A 15,504-nucleotide genomic window follows, 5' to 3' on the forward strand; every position below is an offset into this window, starting at 1 on the left:
AGGCAGTTCATATCAGGTCTATGTATTAACGAATCACAATCCGACTAAGACAGATAAATACAAAAAGACCTATACCTGTATTGACAATTTTTCCACCAAAACCCAAATCTATGTACGCTAAACAGTAAATAAATAGAGCTGAGATCAACCAAATAACTAGACACAAACATAGACTTTTGATCGTCTTTTGAACTGTTCCGTCATTAAGAATGCGATATGCCTTATCAAAGACACAAGCAACAAAAATGCACATCACAAAAGACACCAATGGCACATTGCAATAAACATCATCACTAGAAATTAAAATCACAGGAAAAGGAAATCCAAAGATTAAACTAAGCAAACAAAAACCCAGTATTCTAGTGGGATTGAACGTGCGAAGATGTGACGTTTTTATTACATTCTCGGACGCGTTATTAGAAAAATCTTTATGTTTAAAAAACGTAAAAGAGCTCATCTCTGTACTCCTTCAGTTTATATAAACCATATTTTATCTGATACTAAAAATATTTCTAATATCAACTCAATTTCTCTGATGAAATAGAACGCCTATTTAGCAGAAAAATTCTGTTTGATTTGTCTCATCAGCCACTGGAACGCCATAACTACAACAATTGTGACTGCAAAGACAAAAATGCCTCGTACAAAAGCATTTCCAAGCAAGCTGTACGGAAATCGGCCAAGTCTTAGTCCCAAGAAGTTAATAACAGGAATCTGGAACAGATAGACTCCTAAAACACCAGCAGATACCGCGCTGATGTGCTTCTTAGTAGCATCAGAGAACTCCTGTAGCTTTGGCTCAAGGTTCAGCACAAACAGAAACAAAGATGCGGCCTGTGCTAAGCAGAGGAAGTTTCTAATAGTAATGGGATAGCTCTGATATGTCATTTCTGGCGTCAGTGGGGTTCCAAAGTTGTTAGCAATAAGTCCCCAACCAAACATAGCCGCAGATGAAAGGAAGAAAATTACAGCAAGCACAAGATTGTTTTTAGTAAATTTTGGAAGCTCGTCGTAATACGTCTTAACGTAATAACCCAGCAGATAGTAGAAAAGGCCATCGCTGTTAAACGCAGCCCATCTAAACAGCTGATCAAAGTAAACACCACGAACGCCAATGAACTCAAGTAGCGGCAATCCAAAGCTCACAAAGAGCGTGAGCGCCATAACATAGAGCAGGGTTTCTTTCTTTTGAACTACCAAAGAAAGTACAGGTGTCAAAAGATACAGATACAAAATGGTATAGATGAACCAAAGCGTGCTATTGATATTGTTAGTCATAAAACGCTTAATAAAATCAGCAACACCAGCGCTTGCCGCAACCTCTTCGGCACCCCAAAACTTTGTAGGAAAAAGCACGTACATCAGATACACCACTGCGCTGCCAAAAATGAGCGCCATCAGCGTCTTTCTTGCACGCTTCATAAAGAATGTCTTTGTGGAGTATTTACTTCGATATCCAAGCAAATTCATGCCACTCAGCATAAAAAAGATGGGTACCGCGTAAATAAACGCAGCTTGCAGAGCTAAAGAGAAGGCCCAAGTTTTTGTGTGGGCAAGCGAAAAAACGTTGAGAGAGGTATGCAGCATAACAACAGCAATACCTGCCAGAATGGTAAGAACATCTGCAAAAACAAAGCGCTTCTTAACAGTAACTGCTTTTGAAGAAACTGTAGCTTTTTCCACGGGCTTCTCCCCAAATCAATCAAACTTCATCTATGCTTAGTATACGAAAAGTACCAGCAGGAAAGAGGCATCATGGCAAATGTCGTTGACTATCTACACTGGCGCGGCGATCTGACGTTTGAGAATGACCCTTTTAACAACGTCGATAACCTGATTCTCTCAATCCTTTCCTATCTGGGATTTGGTGGGGTCGTTCCTTCTGAGCGTAGCGAGAAACGCGTTCTACTTGGTGACGCCTGCGCCAAAATGCTGAAAAAGCTTAAAGATGACCCGTCTCTTATCACGGGATTTTCTCGCGTTGATGGAACTTTTCTTGAGGCACTGGTTAACGCTCCCCGCTTTGCCAACATTGAGCTTGGCCGCTATGTAGACCGCATTAATGTCGAGAAAAACCTACAGTTTGCAGCGTTTACCGCTTATCTTCCTACGGGGCAGATGTTTGTTTCTTTTAGAGGAACTGACGGCACGCTCGTTGGCTGGCGAGAAAACCTTAACCTTAGCTTCCAGGTTACGTCCGCTGATAAGTCGGCGGCACTATACCTTGAGAAACGTATTCGCGAACACCTTGCAGCAGGCAACAGCACTACCTGCGCAAATGTTATGGTTGGCGGTCACTCTAAGGGCGGCAACCTTGCGGCATACGCAGCAACAGTCTGCCCTGAAGAGCTTCTTGGCACAATTGAGCGCGTCTGGAGTAACGATGGACCTAATATGTGTCCAGAAATTATTCCCACCACAGCCCATAAGGCGCTTGGAGATAAATACATCAGAATTTTGCCTGAGTTTAGTGTAGTGGGCATGATTTTTGATGATCCTGCTGTACCAAAGCTCATTGTTAAAAGCTCCGAGTCTGGCATGCTGGCGCACGACGGCGTTTCATGGCAAGTCTCTCGCAATACGTTTGAATTTGCTGATGATTTCCAGCTGGAATGTAAAAAGATTAACGAGGCGTTTAGCAATTGGTATAAAGAACTCCCCCTCTCTGATCGAGAGCACTTTACCAATGAGCTCTTCGACGCACTCTCTGCAGGCGGAGCAGTCTATTTCAGCGACATTATTAGCTCGCCAGCAAACTTACAGCCTGTTGTTGCGGCACTCACTAAAACAGAAAAGCAAACCAAAGAAGTCTTTTTTGACCTCCTTAGTTCGCTTGTCAATGCATCAGCAACATCTTTGATTGAAAACATTACTGAGTCTTCCCAGATTTCTCAGCTAACTTCTGCTATCTCAGAAAGCTTTGCCAAACTGGATAAAGCCCAGAAGGAACTTACGAAAGGTTCTCCTTCTTCAGACCAGTAAGGCTAATCACAATTGAAGAGACAATTGAGATAACTATTGATCCCAGGATAGCGGTGCCTAAAGAATCAATAGCAACGCCCGCATGCAGCAAATTCCTAGAAATAAAACTTGAAAGCTCAAGCATAAAAGCATTGATAAAGAGCGAGAAAATACCTAGGGTCAGCACATTAATAGGCAATGAGAGTAGCTTAACAACAGGCTTAATGCCCGTATTGACTGCTGCGAGTACTAACGAGAACAGAATAGGACCTGCCCACGAGCCTCCCACAATAGTTAGACCTGGAATTATGGTGCAGGCCACCAACGTAGCAACAGTAGTTACAAGCCATGTTGCAACAAATGTCATACTAACCTCTCTTTGAAAAAAGCCCGGCAGAGCCGGGCTTAACGTGCACTTTTATGTAAGTTAGAAACTTACTCGCCGAAGCCGCTGTCAACAAGAGCAACGAGAGCGTCAAGGGCTGCCTGCTCGTCAGCGCCGTCGCATGCAATCTCAATCTTGGTGCCAGTACCAAGGCCAGCAGCAAGAATCATCATGATGGACTTAGCGTTAACTGGTGCGGAGTCCTTGTCAACATTCTTGATGGTGACGTTGCTCTCAAACTTCTTTGCCTCAGAAACAAAGACGGATGCTGGACGAGCGTGAAGACCAGTTGCATTGATGATAGTAGTCTGCTTTGAAACCATAAGTGGACTCCCCTTCCGGAAACCAAAAATCTACTCGAGAGTTATTCTCGATTAATCGTTACTATCGTAACAAAACATAACGTATTATATCCAATCTTATTTCCAGAAAGAACCAAATTAGACTATGATTTGCTCAAAAACAGGGTAAAAATAAAAAGTCGGAACTCTTGTAGGAGGTTCACCATGGCTGAAAACGATATCCAAAACTCAAAACCTGAGGAATTGGACACGATAGATACTCAAGTAACCACTTCTAATGAGCAGATTGAGTCTGCAGACACACCTGAAGTCAGCAAGTCCCAGGACATTCAAAAGATTGCCAAAGACACTACTCAGGTTGTAGCAAAGGGAGTAAGCAGTGCGTTTGAGAGCGCTACAACCGCTGTTGCAGAAGGTTTCCAGGCTACCAAAGAAGTCCACAACGCTGCCAAAGAGACAAACTCTGCAAAGCAAGAGCTTAAGCAGATGCAAGAACACCTTGCTCAAGACAAACAAGATCTAGAACACAGAGACTACGTACAGAGCTCATTTGACCAGATTATTGCTGAGCAAGAGAAAATTTTTGCAGAGACCGCTCAGGTCATGAGTGATCAATCTACGCAAGTGGATCTTCTCACGGTTAAGAAAAACCAGCTTATTCAGAAGCTTGAACAGCAAAAAGTTGACGACGAAGCAAAGATTAAGCCTTACAAAGAAGTTGCTGCCACAGCAAAAGGCAGGCTGGATGATATCTCAAAAACAATCTCTGAGGCACAGCGTGGTGTCAAAAACGCTGAGGCTCAGCTTAAAGAAGTTACCGAGAAACGCGATGCTGCTGTAGCGTCTGCAAATAAAGCACTGGAAAACTCCCAGGCAAGACAGCTTTCTCTCAGAGAAGAGCTTGCTGGTCTTAAGACAGACCCTGCTGCTAACCACGATGCAATTGTTCGTATTGAGGAAGACCTCAAGTCAGAGCTTGCTCGTGCAGAGCAGGCCCAAAAGCAAGTTGAGGAACTACAGAACTCTTTCCAGTCTTCACTAGAGATGGCACAAACTCATTACTGGACCCAGGGCAAATCGTTGGAGTCCTCAGAGTCTTCTATTGATGCGGCTCGCAAAGATTATGAGCAGAAACAGCAAGAATATGACGCTGTGGTAGCTGAGGCTAATGCTCGTCAGAGGATTCTGAGCAAAGATATAGAGGATCTTGAAGAGAAAATTAAGACAGCCAAGGAGCTCTTTAACGAAGCAGCAGATAAACATGATGAAGCACAGTCAGTCATTGATGACGCTAAAGAAATTCATGCAACACCAGAAATTACTGAGGAGCTTAGAAAGTCTGTTGACGAGCAGGTAATTAACATCAATACCAAGCAGCTCACCCTTAAAGAGCTTATTACTGGCGAGAAAATCCTTCGAGAGACAACTCGTGGTCAGCGCATTGGCTTCATCATTGTTGTTCTTGGCATGATAGCGATTCTTGCGTCTTTTGTTTGGCTGATTTTTAACTGGTAATTTAGTCTTTGCCCAGACAAATCATCGTATGAAAAAAGTGCTCACAATTCTGTGGGCACTTTTTCTACATCTAAACTCTCAAGTTAAACGTAAGGGTCATGGTCACGTAACCAAACTCGCTAAATGATGATCATGGCATCACCAAATGACAAGAAGCGGTACTTCTCGTCAATGGCACTTTGATAGGCGTCCATAATCTGCTTGCGCGTTGCAAACGCAGAAACCAGCATCATCAAAGTTGAACGTGGAACGTGGAAGTTGGTCACCATGGTGTCTACCACGTGGAACGTAGAGCCTGGCATCAAATAGAGGTTGGTAGTTGCGTTTTCTCGGGCAACCATATCGCCTTTGTGAGTCAGCGCAGCAGAGTCTTCTGTCTCCTCAAAGCGACGAGCCACAACAGGAGGCTCAGCTGCAGGAATCTGATTATCCCAAGCACTTTCAAGCGAGCGAACACTGGTAGTACCAATGGCAATAACCTTATGACCAGCGGCTTTGGTAGCCTTTACTGCTTCTACAACTTCTGGAGCTACGTGGTAGCGCTCGGTATGAATGACGTGCTTAGTAGGGTCATCCTCTGTTACCAACCTGAAGGTATCAATACCCACCTCTAGCTCAACAGATGCCCACTGAACACCCTTTGCTTTGATGGTTTCAATGAGCTCAGGAGTAAAGTGAAGACCCGCGGTAGGAGCTGCAGCAGAATGCTCGTCCTGCATAGCGTAGACCGTCTGGTACTTCTCTGGGTCTCCCTCGTACTGTGTAATATACGGAGGCAGCGGAACGTGGCCTGCCTCATGAATAGCCTCGTCAAGAGTGCGATCTCCCTGTGCTTCAAAACGCACCAGGCGACCTCCCCTGTTGTCGTCAACAAAGTCCACAATGGTGCCCGTCAACACAACAGGAGCTGAGTCAGGAGCGTGCAAGCCACCTGCACGGTATTCAATTACTGCGCCAGGCTTTAGACGCTTACCAGGATTTACCAGACACTCCCATACGCCACCAAGAGCATCAATGTCTTCTCGACGTTTTAAAAGCAGCGTTTCTGAGACGCCGCCCGTATTTTGCTTTTTACCTACAAGGCGAGCTGGCATAACGCGCGTCTGATTAACTACAACCAAATCGCCCGGCTCAAGATACTCCACAATATCAGTGAAGTGCTTGTGCTCTATGCGGCCATCTTCTCTATGCAGCACCAAAAGCCTACAAGAGTCCCTTGGCTCAGCAGGAGCTTGTGCAATACGTTCTTCTGGAAGGTTGTAATCAAAATCGTCAGTTCGCATGACGTGCTGCCTTTCTTGCGTCACGAGCTTCATGACGCTCTATCTGAGCCTCGGCCGCAGAATATCTGCAACCGCAGTAATTTTGTCGATACATACCAAGCTCACGAGACTCTTTTGTAGCCTCTGGGTAATACGGACGGAAATCTCTCCATACAGGCGTCAGTCCATGAGCATGCGCAATGGACACCAGCTCATCCTCGCACGCATCAAAGAGCTGATAGGGCGAGACAGCCAGTGTTGTAGAAACGTATTCAAACCCGCGCTCAGCCGCCACACGACAACTCTCTGCCAAGCGGATTGCGTAACAAGCACGACAGCGACGATCTCGCTCAAACCCTTGGGGCGCAACAGCTCGCTCCCACTGCTCTCGCGGATCTCCTGCCACAATTACCTCAACATGAGCTTCTTCTTGAGCCCACGTAAGTAAGGTTTGAAGACGCCTGTCGTGCTCTTCAACTGGCTGAATATTAGGATTAGTCCAGCAGATGGTTGGCTCAAAGCCCTCTTCCCTCAAATGTTTTAAAGGTTCAAGTGAGCATGGACCACAGCATGCATGGAGCAGCAGCGGTGTTCCCGGCTCTACTGAAAGAGTCTCAATTGACTGAAGCATGTTTGAAGCCATTAGTTCTTCTCGCCTTGTGCCTTATAACATTTCCAACCTACTATAGCGCAGGCAGCAAGGCATACAAAAATGGTAACAACGCTTGCTTCAATACCGTAGGTGCCACCCGAGATAAACTCAGATGCTGCAGGATACGCTGTTAAGAGCGTGGTAGGAAGAAGCGTAGTGGTAACCGAGATGCCCAGAATAGGGCCGGTTACAAAGTTCCAGATAAAGTGCATAGCAATGGTCATGAGCAGATTATCGGTAAGCCAAAACACCAAGCCATAAAGAATTCCCATCAAAAAGACTGAGATTGCTGCGGCAATAGAGATGTTAGGCGTTAGTCCATACGTTGCGGTAAAGAGCACTGCTTGAAGCACAAGCGCTACAGGGAGAGAACTCTTAGCTGCAACACCAGTTTGTAGATAACCTCTAAACAATATTTCTTCTGCAGCAGACTCAATAAGGGTTGCCACAAGTAAGAAGAGAGCAGCAAAAATGTTATAGGAAGCGTTGAAGTTAAAATCAAAGCCTTCAATGAGCATGATAGAGCCAAAGGTAAACAGCACCATCAAAAAGCCAAAGGTAACTCCGCGCATAAATCCTGGCCAGGAGCTTACTCGAAGACCCAATGACCTAAAATCTCGCTTATTGACGCGGGTAATCCACACAAGGATCAAGCCACCTGCCAACATGCTTCCTAGAAGACCCAACACGGCTGGAAGGATGTCATTGGCTGGGAGCTCTCCCATAACCATCAGCGGAATATGACACACAAACATAAGCAAAAGTGCAAGGTCAGCCACAAGGAAGGGCGTCACCACAGACTTTGGTGGATCCTTTAGAACAAACTCAAGGCTTGTCTTTGGCTTTTTTCTTCCCACAAACTCTCCTTACATAATTTCTACTCACTATAGTATCGACTTCTGAATCTATTCGTGTAGTGAATCAAAAAAGATTAGAATAAGAAGATAATTTGCGTAATCTACTAATTCCAACTGCGAGGTATCCATGGCCGAAAGCTACGACATGAACAACCGCCCACATTTTCCTAAGCGTGCTGTCATCACTGGTGGTATGCCCTATGGTAATAAAAATCTCCACTTCGGACATATTGCAGGCGTTTTTGTCCCAGCAGATTTCTTTACGCGTTTCTTAAGAGATCGAATTGGCCAGAAAAACGTTTTGTTTATCTCGGGAACTGATTGCTATGGCTCTCCTATTGCAGAGGGCTATCGCAAAAAGGTTGAAGAAGAGGGTTACGAGGGCACCATCCTTGATTACGTTAATCATAATCACAACCTGCAGAAAAGCGCTCTTAACGCCTACAATATCTCGCTTGATTTCTACGGCGGTTCCGCACTAGAACCCGCTGCAAAGATCCACGAAGAGATGGCTGACAGCATCATGCACCGCCTCTACGAGCGCGGTAAACTCTCCAAGCTTTCAACTAAACAGTTTTACGATACCAAGGCTCAGACATTCCTTAATGGTCGCCAGGTCAATGGACGTTGCCCTATTAAGGGATGCAAGTCAGAGAAGGCTTATGCAGAAGAATGCGACCTGGGTCATCAGTTCAACCCAGAGGAGCTCATTGCCCCTGTTTCGCAGCTCACTGGTACCACGCCAGAGCTTCGTCCTGCACCAAGCTGGTACTTTGACCTGCCACAATACAAAGAGTTTCTAAACAACCTGGTAGAAAAGTGGAAGAACAATCCACAGATTCGCTCAGTTGTAACCTCTACCGTTCAAGAGACTCTAACCGAGCCTATTATCTACATTCAAAATTCCTACCGCCAAGACTTTGACGGTGTTGCCTCTTCCCTCCCAGCTCATAGTGTTATTGAGCCAGAAGGTAATGCATCTTCCTTCTCAGTTGTCTTTGAAAACTGGCAAGATAGAGATGAAGCTCGCGAGAAACTCAAAGAGGCTGGAATTCGTTTTAGAACAAGCAAGACGCTTCTGCCTTACCGCATGACGGGCAATATTTCTTGGGGTCTTAAGTCTCCAGACATTGAAGATCTCAAAGACCTTACCATTTGGGTTTGGACTGAATCCCTCTGGGCTCCAATTACCTTCACACGTGCTGCCCTTTCTGAAGACGCTAGCAATGGTGGTTCTCGCTACTCTTCTGACGAGTGGCGCGATTGGTGGTGCAGTGACGATGCTGCTGTCTACCAGTTCATTGGTCAAGACAACATCTTCTTCTACTGCATTGTCCAGAACCCACTGTGGGATGCACTTGATTGGGGTCTTATTACCGATACTCCCGTTGCTAACTACCACATTCTCTTTATGAACAAGAAGGCTTCCAGCTCTGGTGCTATCAAGCCTCCAATGGCTGAAGAGCTCCTTGAGTTCTACACTCCAGAGCAGCTCCGTGCTCATTGGCTCTCGCTTGGCCTTGATCAGCGCGCCGTGTCCTTCTCGCCAAAGGCTTTTGACACCTCCGTATCTAGGAAGGGTAAAGATGGTGAGCCAGATCTTCTGGTAAAAGATGACCCTCGCGTTGTTGATCCAGCGCTCAAGGAGTCAGCATTTCTCACTAACATCTTTAACCGCATGGCTCGTAGCTGCCTGTATGGTGCAGCCAATGCGTGTGGTGGTCACCTGCCTATCAGTGAGCCTCACCAGGAAGTTATCGATGCTGCTCAAGAGGTTCTGCTGAAGTACGAGCAGCTTGCATACGGCTTTGACGCACACTCTGCACTTGCCGCTGTTGATGAGTACGCTCGCGCAGAAAACAAGCGTTGGGGCGAGGCTTCCAAGGCCGCTCAGGGCAATGATGAAGCCTATGACCAGGCACTTGCTGATGCATTCTATGCGCTCAAGACCATCACGCTGCTTATGCACCCGGCTGTTCCAGAAGGTTGCGAGCGCATTGCAGATGCTCTCAACTTCCCACATGAGGAGTTCTTCTCTTGGGAGAACGCCTTTATGGGTCCAAAAGAGCTTGCAGCAAAGCTTGGACAGAGCGCAGAGGAGCACCAGCTTGAAGAGCTCCCTCCTCGCTTTGACTTCTTCAAAGCACATCCAAGCCAGAAGAACTAAAACTCGCATAGCTAGGAGCATACGTGGTCGAGTTTCCACCCGTCTACCGCCCAAAACCTTATAGCAAGCCAACAGCACACCTGAAGAGTCATCTTCAGGTGTTGCTCGATGACGGCGCAGAAATTGCAACGTTTGTCTATGCACCTGCTGCTCCAGCTGGCGAGAAACCCTGTGAAGATCTTGCTTCAACTGCGGCTTATTTAACATCTATTCCCAATGATACCTTTGCTACACCCATTGTGTTTCTCCACGGAAATGGAGAAGAGCACGGCATCTTTGGCACCATCATTGACGAAGTATGCAGCCGCGGCTACATCGCAATTGGTATTGATTCAAGAGATCAGGGTTTAAGCACCCGAGGAACTGCCGCCTTTACCTACGAGCAGATGGCAGAAGATGCGTATGCTGTCCTGAGGCAGCTTGGTGTTTCATCTGCTCATATTGTGGGCTTTTCTGACGGAGCTATTCTTGGTCTTCTTCTGGCACGAGACTATCCAGACGTAGTTGCCTCCCTCGTATCTATTGGAGCAAATCTTGAGCCTGGCACGTTAGGTGATATGACCTGGCTCTATGAAAGTATCGAGGGCAATAAACGTTGGGCAGCTCAAGGTTGGGAAGGCGCTGCTCTAGAAGATGGCTATCCTGTTCCCTCGCCTGATGAGGCAGCTCGTATTGCAGAGCATTTGGAGCTCATGGTAGATAACCCTCATATTGACCCCGCGTCCCTTGAACACATCTCCGTTCCTGTTGTTGTCATGGCAGGTGAGTACGATGAGATTTATCCAGAGGAAACTCGTCGAATTGCTGAGGCAATCCCTACCGCACGACTTCTCTTTATTCCAGGATGCCCTCACAACGTTCCTAAGGTGTCTCCTGGTGCGGTAGTGCGAAGAATTTTTGCAAATTTTGCCTATCTTTAAGAACGACGCTGAAACTCTAACCTAATTTACCTGCTTTTATTTCAAGAAAATAAAACTTCGGTACTTAATTGTTAAGTACCTTGCTATCTCAGAATTTTTGAGTAAAATACCTAGCAAGAATTATTTCTGTTACGGGAGGTGCTCATGCATCAAGCATCAACCTCACCTACTCAAGAAATGCGTATTATTCGCAATCTTGGCCATCTAGGTCATTATCTTTACATCACGCGCGGATGTCGTGGCGGTCAACAATTTATTTTGACTGCGCTCTATCGTGATGGAGATATGACACAAAAAGATCTTCTCGCCAAGACAAAGAATACATCTGCATCTCTTTCAGAAATGGTGAGCAAACTTGAAGCAAAAGGTCTTGTTGAGCGTACACGCGTAGACAAAGATCGCAGACAAACACTTCTTTCTTTGACAAAAGAAGGTCGAAAACAAGCAAAAGAAGCTCAAGAGGCCACCGAGTCATTTGAAGTGCAGGCTTTATCGGTTCTTTCAGATGAAGAAAAAGTTACATTCTGCGCATATCTAGATCGTTTAGTTGAACATTGGGACACAATTAACAGAGATGAGAAAGGAGAAACGTCATGTCAGAAGAAGTAACTTCAACTGAAGAACTTGAAAGCATGGTTGAAACATCTGAAGCAGATACTACCTTGGCTCCCTCTACCCTGACAGGTATTGTAGATGTCAGTAATCTTTCCATTAAAGAGATTGCTTTAGTGCTTTCAAAGAGTATCGGTGAGTTCAAAAGAGACACTATCCTCACTCCTCTCTTTGTGTTAATTGAGACCATCTTAGAAATCCTCATTCCTTTTAGAACAGCCAATCTTGTTGATACGCTTCGTACGGGGGCAGAACTAAACGCTGTCATTCAGTCTGGAGCTGTTCTTGCTGTTATGGCAATGCTATCGCTGCTGTTTGGAACACTATCCGGTATTTCTGTTGCCAAAGCATCCACGGGCTTTGCACGCAATCTTCGTCGTGATATGTTCCGTAATATCCAAAATTTCTCGTTTACCACTATTGATGCGTTCTCTTCGTCATCGTTAGTAACACGCCTTACTACGGATATTTCTAACGTACAAATGGCATTTATGATGCTCATCCGCCTGGCCGTTCGTGCTCCGTTTATGTTTATTGCAGCGTTTATTGCTGGCTTTATCATGGGCGGCTGGCTTGCCATTATTTTTGTTGCCGTCATGCCTCTTCTAGGAATTGGCCTCTACTTCATTATTTCTAGAGTCATTCCTATTTTTAAAAAGGTATTTAAGAGATACGACGCACTCAATGAATCCGCTGAAGAAAACTTGGCTGGTATCCGTGTTGTTAAGTCATTTGTAAATGAAAACTTTGAGCGTCAGAAATTTGATAAGGCTTCAGAAGAGCTGCGCGAAGATTTTACAGCAGCCGAGAGGCTCATGGCTCTGAACTCTCCATTTATGAACTTTACTATTTACGTGTTGTTTGTCTTCATTCTGTACTTTGGCTCGTACCTGATTGTCTCTTCTCAGGGAACTGCATTTGGCGTTGGACAGCTTTCTTCGCTTATTACGTATGGCTTTATGATGCTTATGTCACTCATGATGCTTTCCTTTGTCTTTGCCATGATCATCATTGCAGAAGAAGGTGCTCGCCGCATCTGTGAAGTACTTCTTGCAACTTCCACTATTAACAACCCAGAAAATCCTTTAACCGAGGTTACAGACGGATCCATTGATTTTGAGAACGTTGGATTCTCCTATTCCGGTCCAGAGGGTCGAGAAGCCCTGTCTGGTGTAGATCTTCACATCAACTCTGGTGAGGTCATCGGTATCATCGGTGGTACTGGTTCTGCAAAGTCCACACTGGTGCAGCTCATTCCTCGCCTATACGATGTAACCGCTGGTAGCGTTTCTGTTGGCGGACACAATGTCAAAGACTATGACATTGACACTCTTCGTGGTGCTGTTGCCATGGTTCTTCAGAAAAACGTTCTCTTTAGCGGTACCATCAAAGAGAATCTCCTGTGGGGTAACCCTGACGCTACCGATGAAGAGATTCTTGAGGCAGCTCGTCTTGCTCAGGCTGATAGCTTTGTTCAAACCTTCCCTGATAAATATGAGACTCATATCGAGCAGGGTGGCAACAACGTTTCTGGTGGTCAGAAGCAGCGACTCTGTATTGCGCGCGCACTGCTTAGACGTCCAAAAGTACTTATTCTTGATGACTCTACCAGTGCTGTTGATACAAAGACAGATTCTTTAATTCGCTCTGGTCTTAAAGATTTCTTGCCTGATACCACCAAGATTATCATTGCTCAGCGTACTTCCAGTATCGAAGAATCTGACAAGATTATTGTTCTGGATAACGGCCGCGTTAACGCAATTGGTACGCACGAAGAACTCCTGAAAGATAATCCAATCTACCGCGAAGTGTACTTCTCACAGAACAAGCAAAGTGTTGATGAAAATCAGTCTCAGGAAGGTGAGGTGACTTCTCATGAGTAGGACAACAGAAACAAACAACACAAGACCAAAGCTTCCCGTGGGAAAAATTCTTACTCGAACCATTAAAATGCTCTGGGAGTTCTATCCTGTCCTTCTCCCTATAGCACTCCTTGGTGCTGTTATCCAAGCAATTATGCAGTCACTCCCAAGTGTCTTCTTGGAGCGAATCCTCTCTATCATCTCTAACTTTATTGATAGTGGTGACTGGAGTTCTGCTGAAGGCTTAGTCTTCCAGAACGTGGCTCTTCTCGCCACCTTCTACGTCATTGGACTTCTTGCAAATATCATCTCTACCCAGGGTATGGCTATTGTCACCCAGGGAGCTCTGCAAAAATGGCGTTCAAAGATGTTCTCGCACATGCAAGACTTGCCTATTAGGTACTTTGATACGCACCTCAATGGCGACATTATGAGCTATTACACCAATGATATTGACGCAATGCGCCAAATGATTGGCACCAGTCTTCCAAACCTCCTCTTTACCTCTGTGGTTATCATCGCAGTAGTATTCATCATGTTTTACTACAGTGCACTTATGGCCATGGTTGTTCTGTTTGGATTCTCTTTGATGGGCCTTGCTACTAAAAACCTTGGTGGTAAGTCTGCAAAGAACTTTGTTAAGACTCAGAAGACTACCGCAGATGTTGAGGGACACATTCAGGAAATGATGAATGGCGAGAAGGTCGTTAAGGTCTTTAGTCATGAGGCAGAAACTATTGAATCATTTGACAAAATCAACGATGAGCTGATGGTTGTTGCAAGAAATGCAAATCTTTATGCCAACACGCTTATGCCTATCCTCAACAATCTGGGCAACATTATGTACGTTGTAGCTGCTGTAGTTTCTGGTGTGTTTATTACTCTGAACATTCAAAACGTTTCTTTATCTGGACTACCTTTCACCATTGCTGTAGCTGTCCCCTTCCTCAACATGACACGTCAGTTCTCCGCTCAGATCAACCAGATTTCTAGTCAGATTAACTCTGTTGTTATGGGTATCGCTGGTGCTAATCGAGTTTTTGAGCTACTTGATGAACCAGCAGAGACTGAAGAAGGTTACGTTACTTTAGTCAACGCAGAAACCATTGACGGTAAAGTTCAGGAAGCTGAGTACCGCACCGGTTACTGGGCTTGGAAGTATCCACACAGTGACGGCACGGTTACTTACACCCCTGTTAAGGGAGACGTTCGTCTCTTTGATGTTGACTTTGGCTACGAGCCTGGCCACACCGTGTTGCATGATATTTCTCTTTATGCAAAACCTGGTCAGAAGGTTGCCTTTGTTGGCGCAACAGGCGCTGGTAAAACAACCATTACTAACCTGCTCAACCGCTTCTATGACATTGAAGACGGCAAAATTCGCTACGATGGCATCAACATTAACAAAATTAGAAAGAGCGCTCTTCGTCGTGCTCTCGGTATTGTTCTGCAAGACGTCAACCTCTTTACAGGTACCGTCTTGGATAACATCCGCTACGGCCGTCTTGATGCCACAGATGAGGACTGCGTAAAGGCCGCAAAACTTGCTGGTGCCGATGACTTTATCAGACGTCTTCCAGAGGGTTACCACACCATGCTCAAGGACAACGGCAGTGCCCTCTCCCAAGGACAGCGCCAGCTCATCTCCATTGCTCGCGCAGCAGTCGCAGATCCACCAGTCATGATTTTGGATGAAGCTACTTCCAGCATTGACACACGTACCGAAGCAATAGTCCAGCGTGGTATGGACGCTCTGATGTACGACCGCACCACCTTTGTTATTGCTCACCGTCTTTCTACGGTTAGAAACGCAGATGTTATTGTCGTACTTGACCACGGTCGCATTATTGAGCGCGGTACACACGACGAACTTCTCGCCAAGCGAGGAACGTACTACCAGCTCTACACAGGAGCCTTTGAGCTTGAGTAACGTTGAGCTTATGTAATGTAAAACGCCTTGTCATCGAACTGCCTCCCATTTCTTGGACATAAGAAAGGGGAGGCAGTTC

General features: G+C 45.6%; 13 protein-coding genes. 7 read left to right on the forward strand and 6 right to left on the reverse strand.

Translation table 11 applies throughout. The features are described from left to right. Positions 1-549: 549 nt before the first annotated feature. A complete protein-coding gene (locus HMPREF1647_RS06855; RefSeq protein WP_052039176.1) occupies positions 550-1,683 on the reverse strand; it encodes an acyltransferase in 1,134 nt (377 codons plus the stop codon). A 72-nt stretch (positions 1,684-1,755) separates the two neighbouring features. On the opposite strand from HMPREF1647_RS06855, the gene HMPREF1647_RS06490 reads away from it, so the two are divergent. After that, complete coding sequence (locus HMPREF1647_RS06490) at positions 1,756-2,982, forward strand: Mbeg1-like protein (protein WP_035433226.1); 1,227 nt, start codon at positions 1,756-1,758, stop codon at positions 2,980-2,982. Here the strand turns inward: HMPREF1647_RS06490 and HMPREF1647_RS06495 are convergent. After that, positions 2,951-3,328: a phage holin family protein gene (locus tag HMPREF1647_RS06495; RefSeq protein WP_035433228.1), complete on the reverse strand. Its 378-nt coding sequence runs from the start codon at positions 3,326-3,328 to the stop codon at positions 2,951-2,953. The genes HMPREF1647_RS06490 and HMPREF1647_RS06495 overlap by 32 nt on opposite strands. 68 nt (positions 3,329-3,396) lie before the next feature. Beyond that, entirely contained in the window at positions 3,397-3,669 is a 273-nt protein-coding gene (locus tag HMPREF1647_RS06500; protein ID WP_035427753.1) for an HPr family phosphocarrier protein, read from the reverse strand. A gap of 183 nt (positions 3,670-3,852) precedes the next feature. On the opposite strand from HMPREF1647_RS06500, the gene HMPREF1647_RS06505 reads away from it, so the two are divergent. Further along, complete coding sequence (locus HMPREF1647_RS06505) at positions 3,853-5,163, forward strand: coiled-coil domain-containing protein (protein WP_035433230.1); 1,311 nt, start codon at positions 3,853-3,855, stop codon at positions 5,161-5,163. A 119-nt stretch (positions 5,164-5,282) separates the two neighbouring features. On the opposite strand, the gene queA is transcribed toward HMPREF1647_RS06505, so the two are convergent. Genes queA through HMPREF1647_RS06520 form a run of 3 tightly spaced genes read right to left on the reverse strand, consistent with a single transcriptional unit; the run spans position 5,283 to position 7,934 of the window. Then, positions 5,283-6,446 (reverse strand): tRNA preQ1(34) S-adenosylmethionine ribosyltransferase-isomerase QueA, encoded by a 1,164-nt coding sequence (gene queA, locus HMPREF1647_RS06510; protein ID WP_035433232.1) that lies wholly within the window; start codon positions 6,444-6,446, stop codon positions 5,283-5,285. Further along, positions 6,436-7,068, reverse strand: coding sequence for an epoxyqueuosine reductase QueH (locus HMPREF1647_RS06515; RefSeq protein ID WP_232215568.1), 633 nt, complete (start codon positions 7,066-7,068; stop codon positions 6,436-6,438). Before HMPREF1647_RS06515 ends, queA begins: the two co-directional genes overlap by 11 nt. Next, a complete protein-coding gene (locus HMPREF1647_RS06520; RefSeq protein ID WP_035433235.1) occupies positions 7,068-7,934 on the reverse strand; it encodes a CPBP family intramembrane glutamic endopeptidase in 867 nt (288 codons plus the stop codon). The genes HMPREF1647_RS06515 and HMPREF1647_RS06520 overlap by 1 nt, the downstream gene beginning before the upstream one ends. Before the next feature lie 127 nt (positions 7,935-8,061). Here HMPREF1647_RS06520 and HMPREF1647_RS06525 point away from each other — a divergent pair, with 127 nt between their 5' ends. From HMPREF1647_RS06525 to HMPREF1647_RS06545, 5 genes are all read left to right on the forward strand, one after another. Beyond that, the gene (locus HMPREF1647_RS06525; RefSeq protein WP_035433237.1) at positions 8,062-10,101 is read left to right on the forward strand and encodes a class I tRNA ligase family protein; all 2,040 of its coding nucleotides are present in this window, start codon (positions 8,062-8,064) and stop codon (positions 10,099-10,101) included. A gap of 23 nt (positions 10,102-10,124) precedes the next feature. Beyond that, positions 10,125-11,021: an alpha/beta fold hydrolase gene (locus HMPREF1647_RS06530; protein WP_035433239.1), complete on the forward strand. Its 897-nt coding sequence runs from the start codon at positions 10,125-10,127 to the stop codon at positions 11,019-11,021. Between the two features lie 144 nt (positions 11,022-11,165). Beyond that, on the forward strand, positions 11,166-11,630 hold the full coding sequence (locus HMPREF1647_RS06535; RefSeq protein WP_035433241.1) for a MarR family winged helix-turn-helix transcriptional regulator: 465 nt from the start codon (positions 11,166-11,168) through the stop codon (positions 11,628-11,630). Then, positions 11,615-13,516, forward strand: a complete 1,902-nt coding sequence (locus HMPREF1647_RS06540; protein WP_222926895.1) for an ABC transporter ATP-binding protein — start codon at positions 11,615-11,617, stop codon at positions 13,514-13,516. The genes HMPREF1647_RS06535 and HMPREF1647_RS06540 overlap by 16 nt, the downstream gene beginning before the upstream one ends. Beyond that, positions 13,509-15,425, forward strand: coding sequence for an ABC transporter ATP-binding protein (locus HMPREF1647_RS06545; RefSeq protein ID WP_052039177.1), 1,917 nt, complete (start codon positions 13,509-13,511; stop codon positions 15,423-15,425). The genes HMPREF1647_RS06540 and HMPREF1647_RS06545 overlap by 8 nt, the downstream gene beginning before the upstream one ends. The last annotated feature ends 79 nt before the right edge of the window (positions 15,426-15,504 follow it).

Source organism: Lancefieldella parvula DNF00906, from assembly GCF_000758945.1.
Lineage (GTDB): Bacteria > Actinomycetota > Coriobacteriia > Coriobacteriales > Atopobiaceae > Lancefieldella > Lancefieldella parvula_C.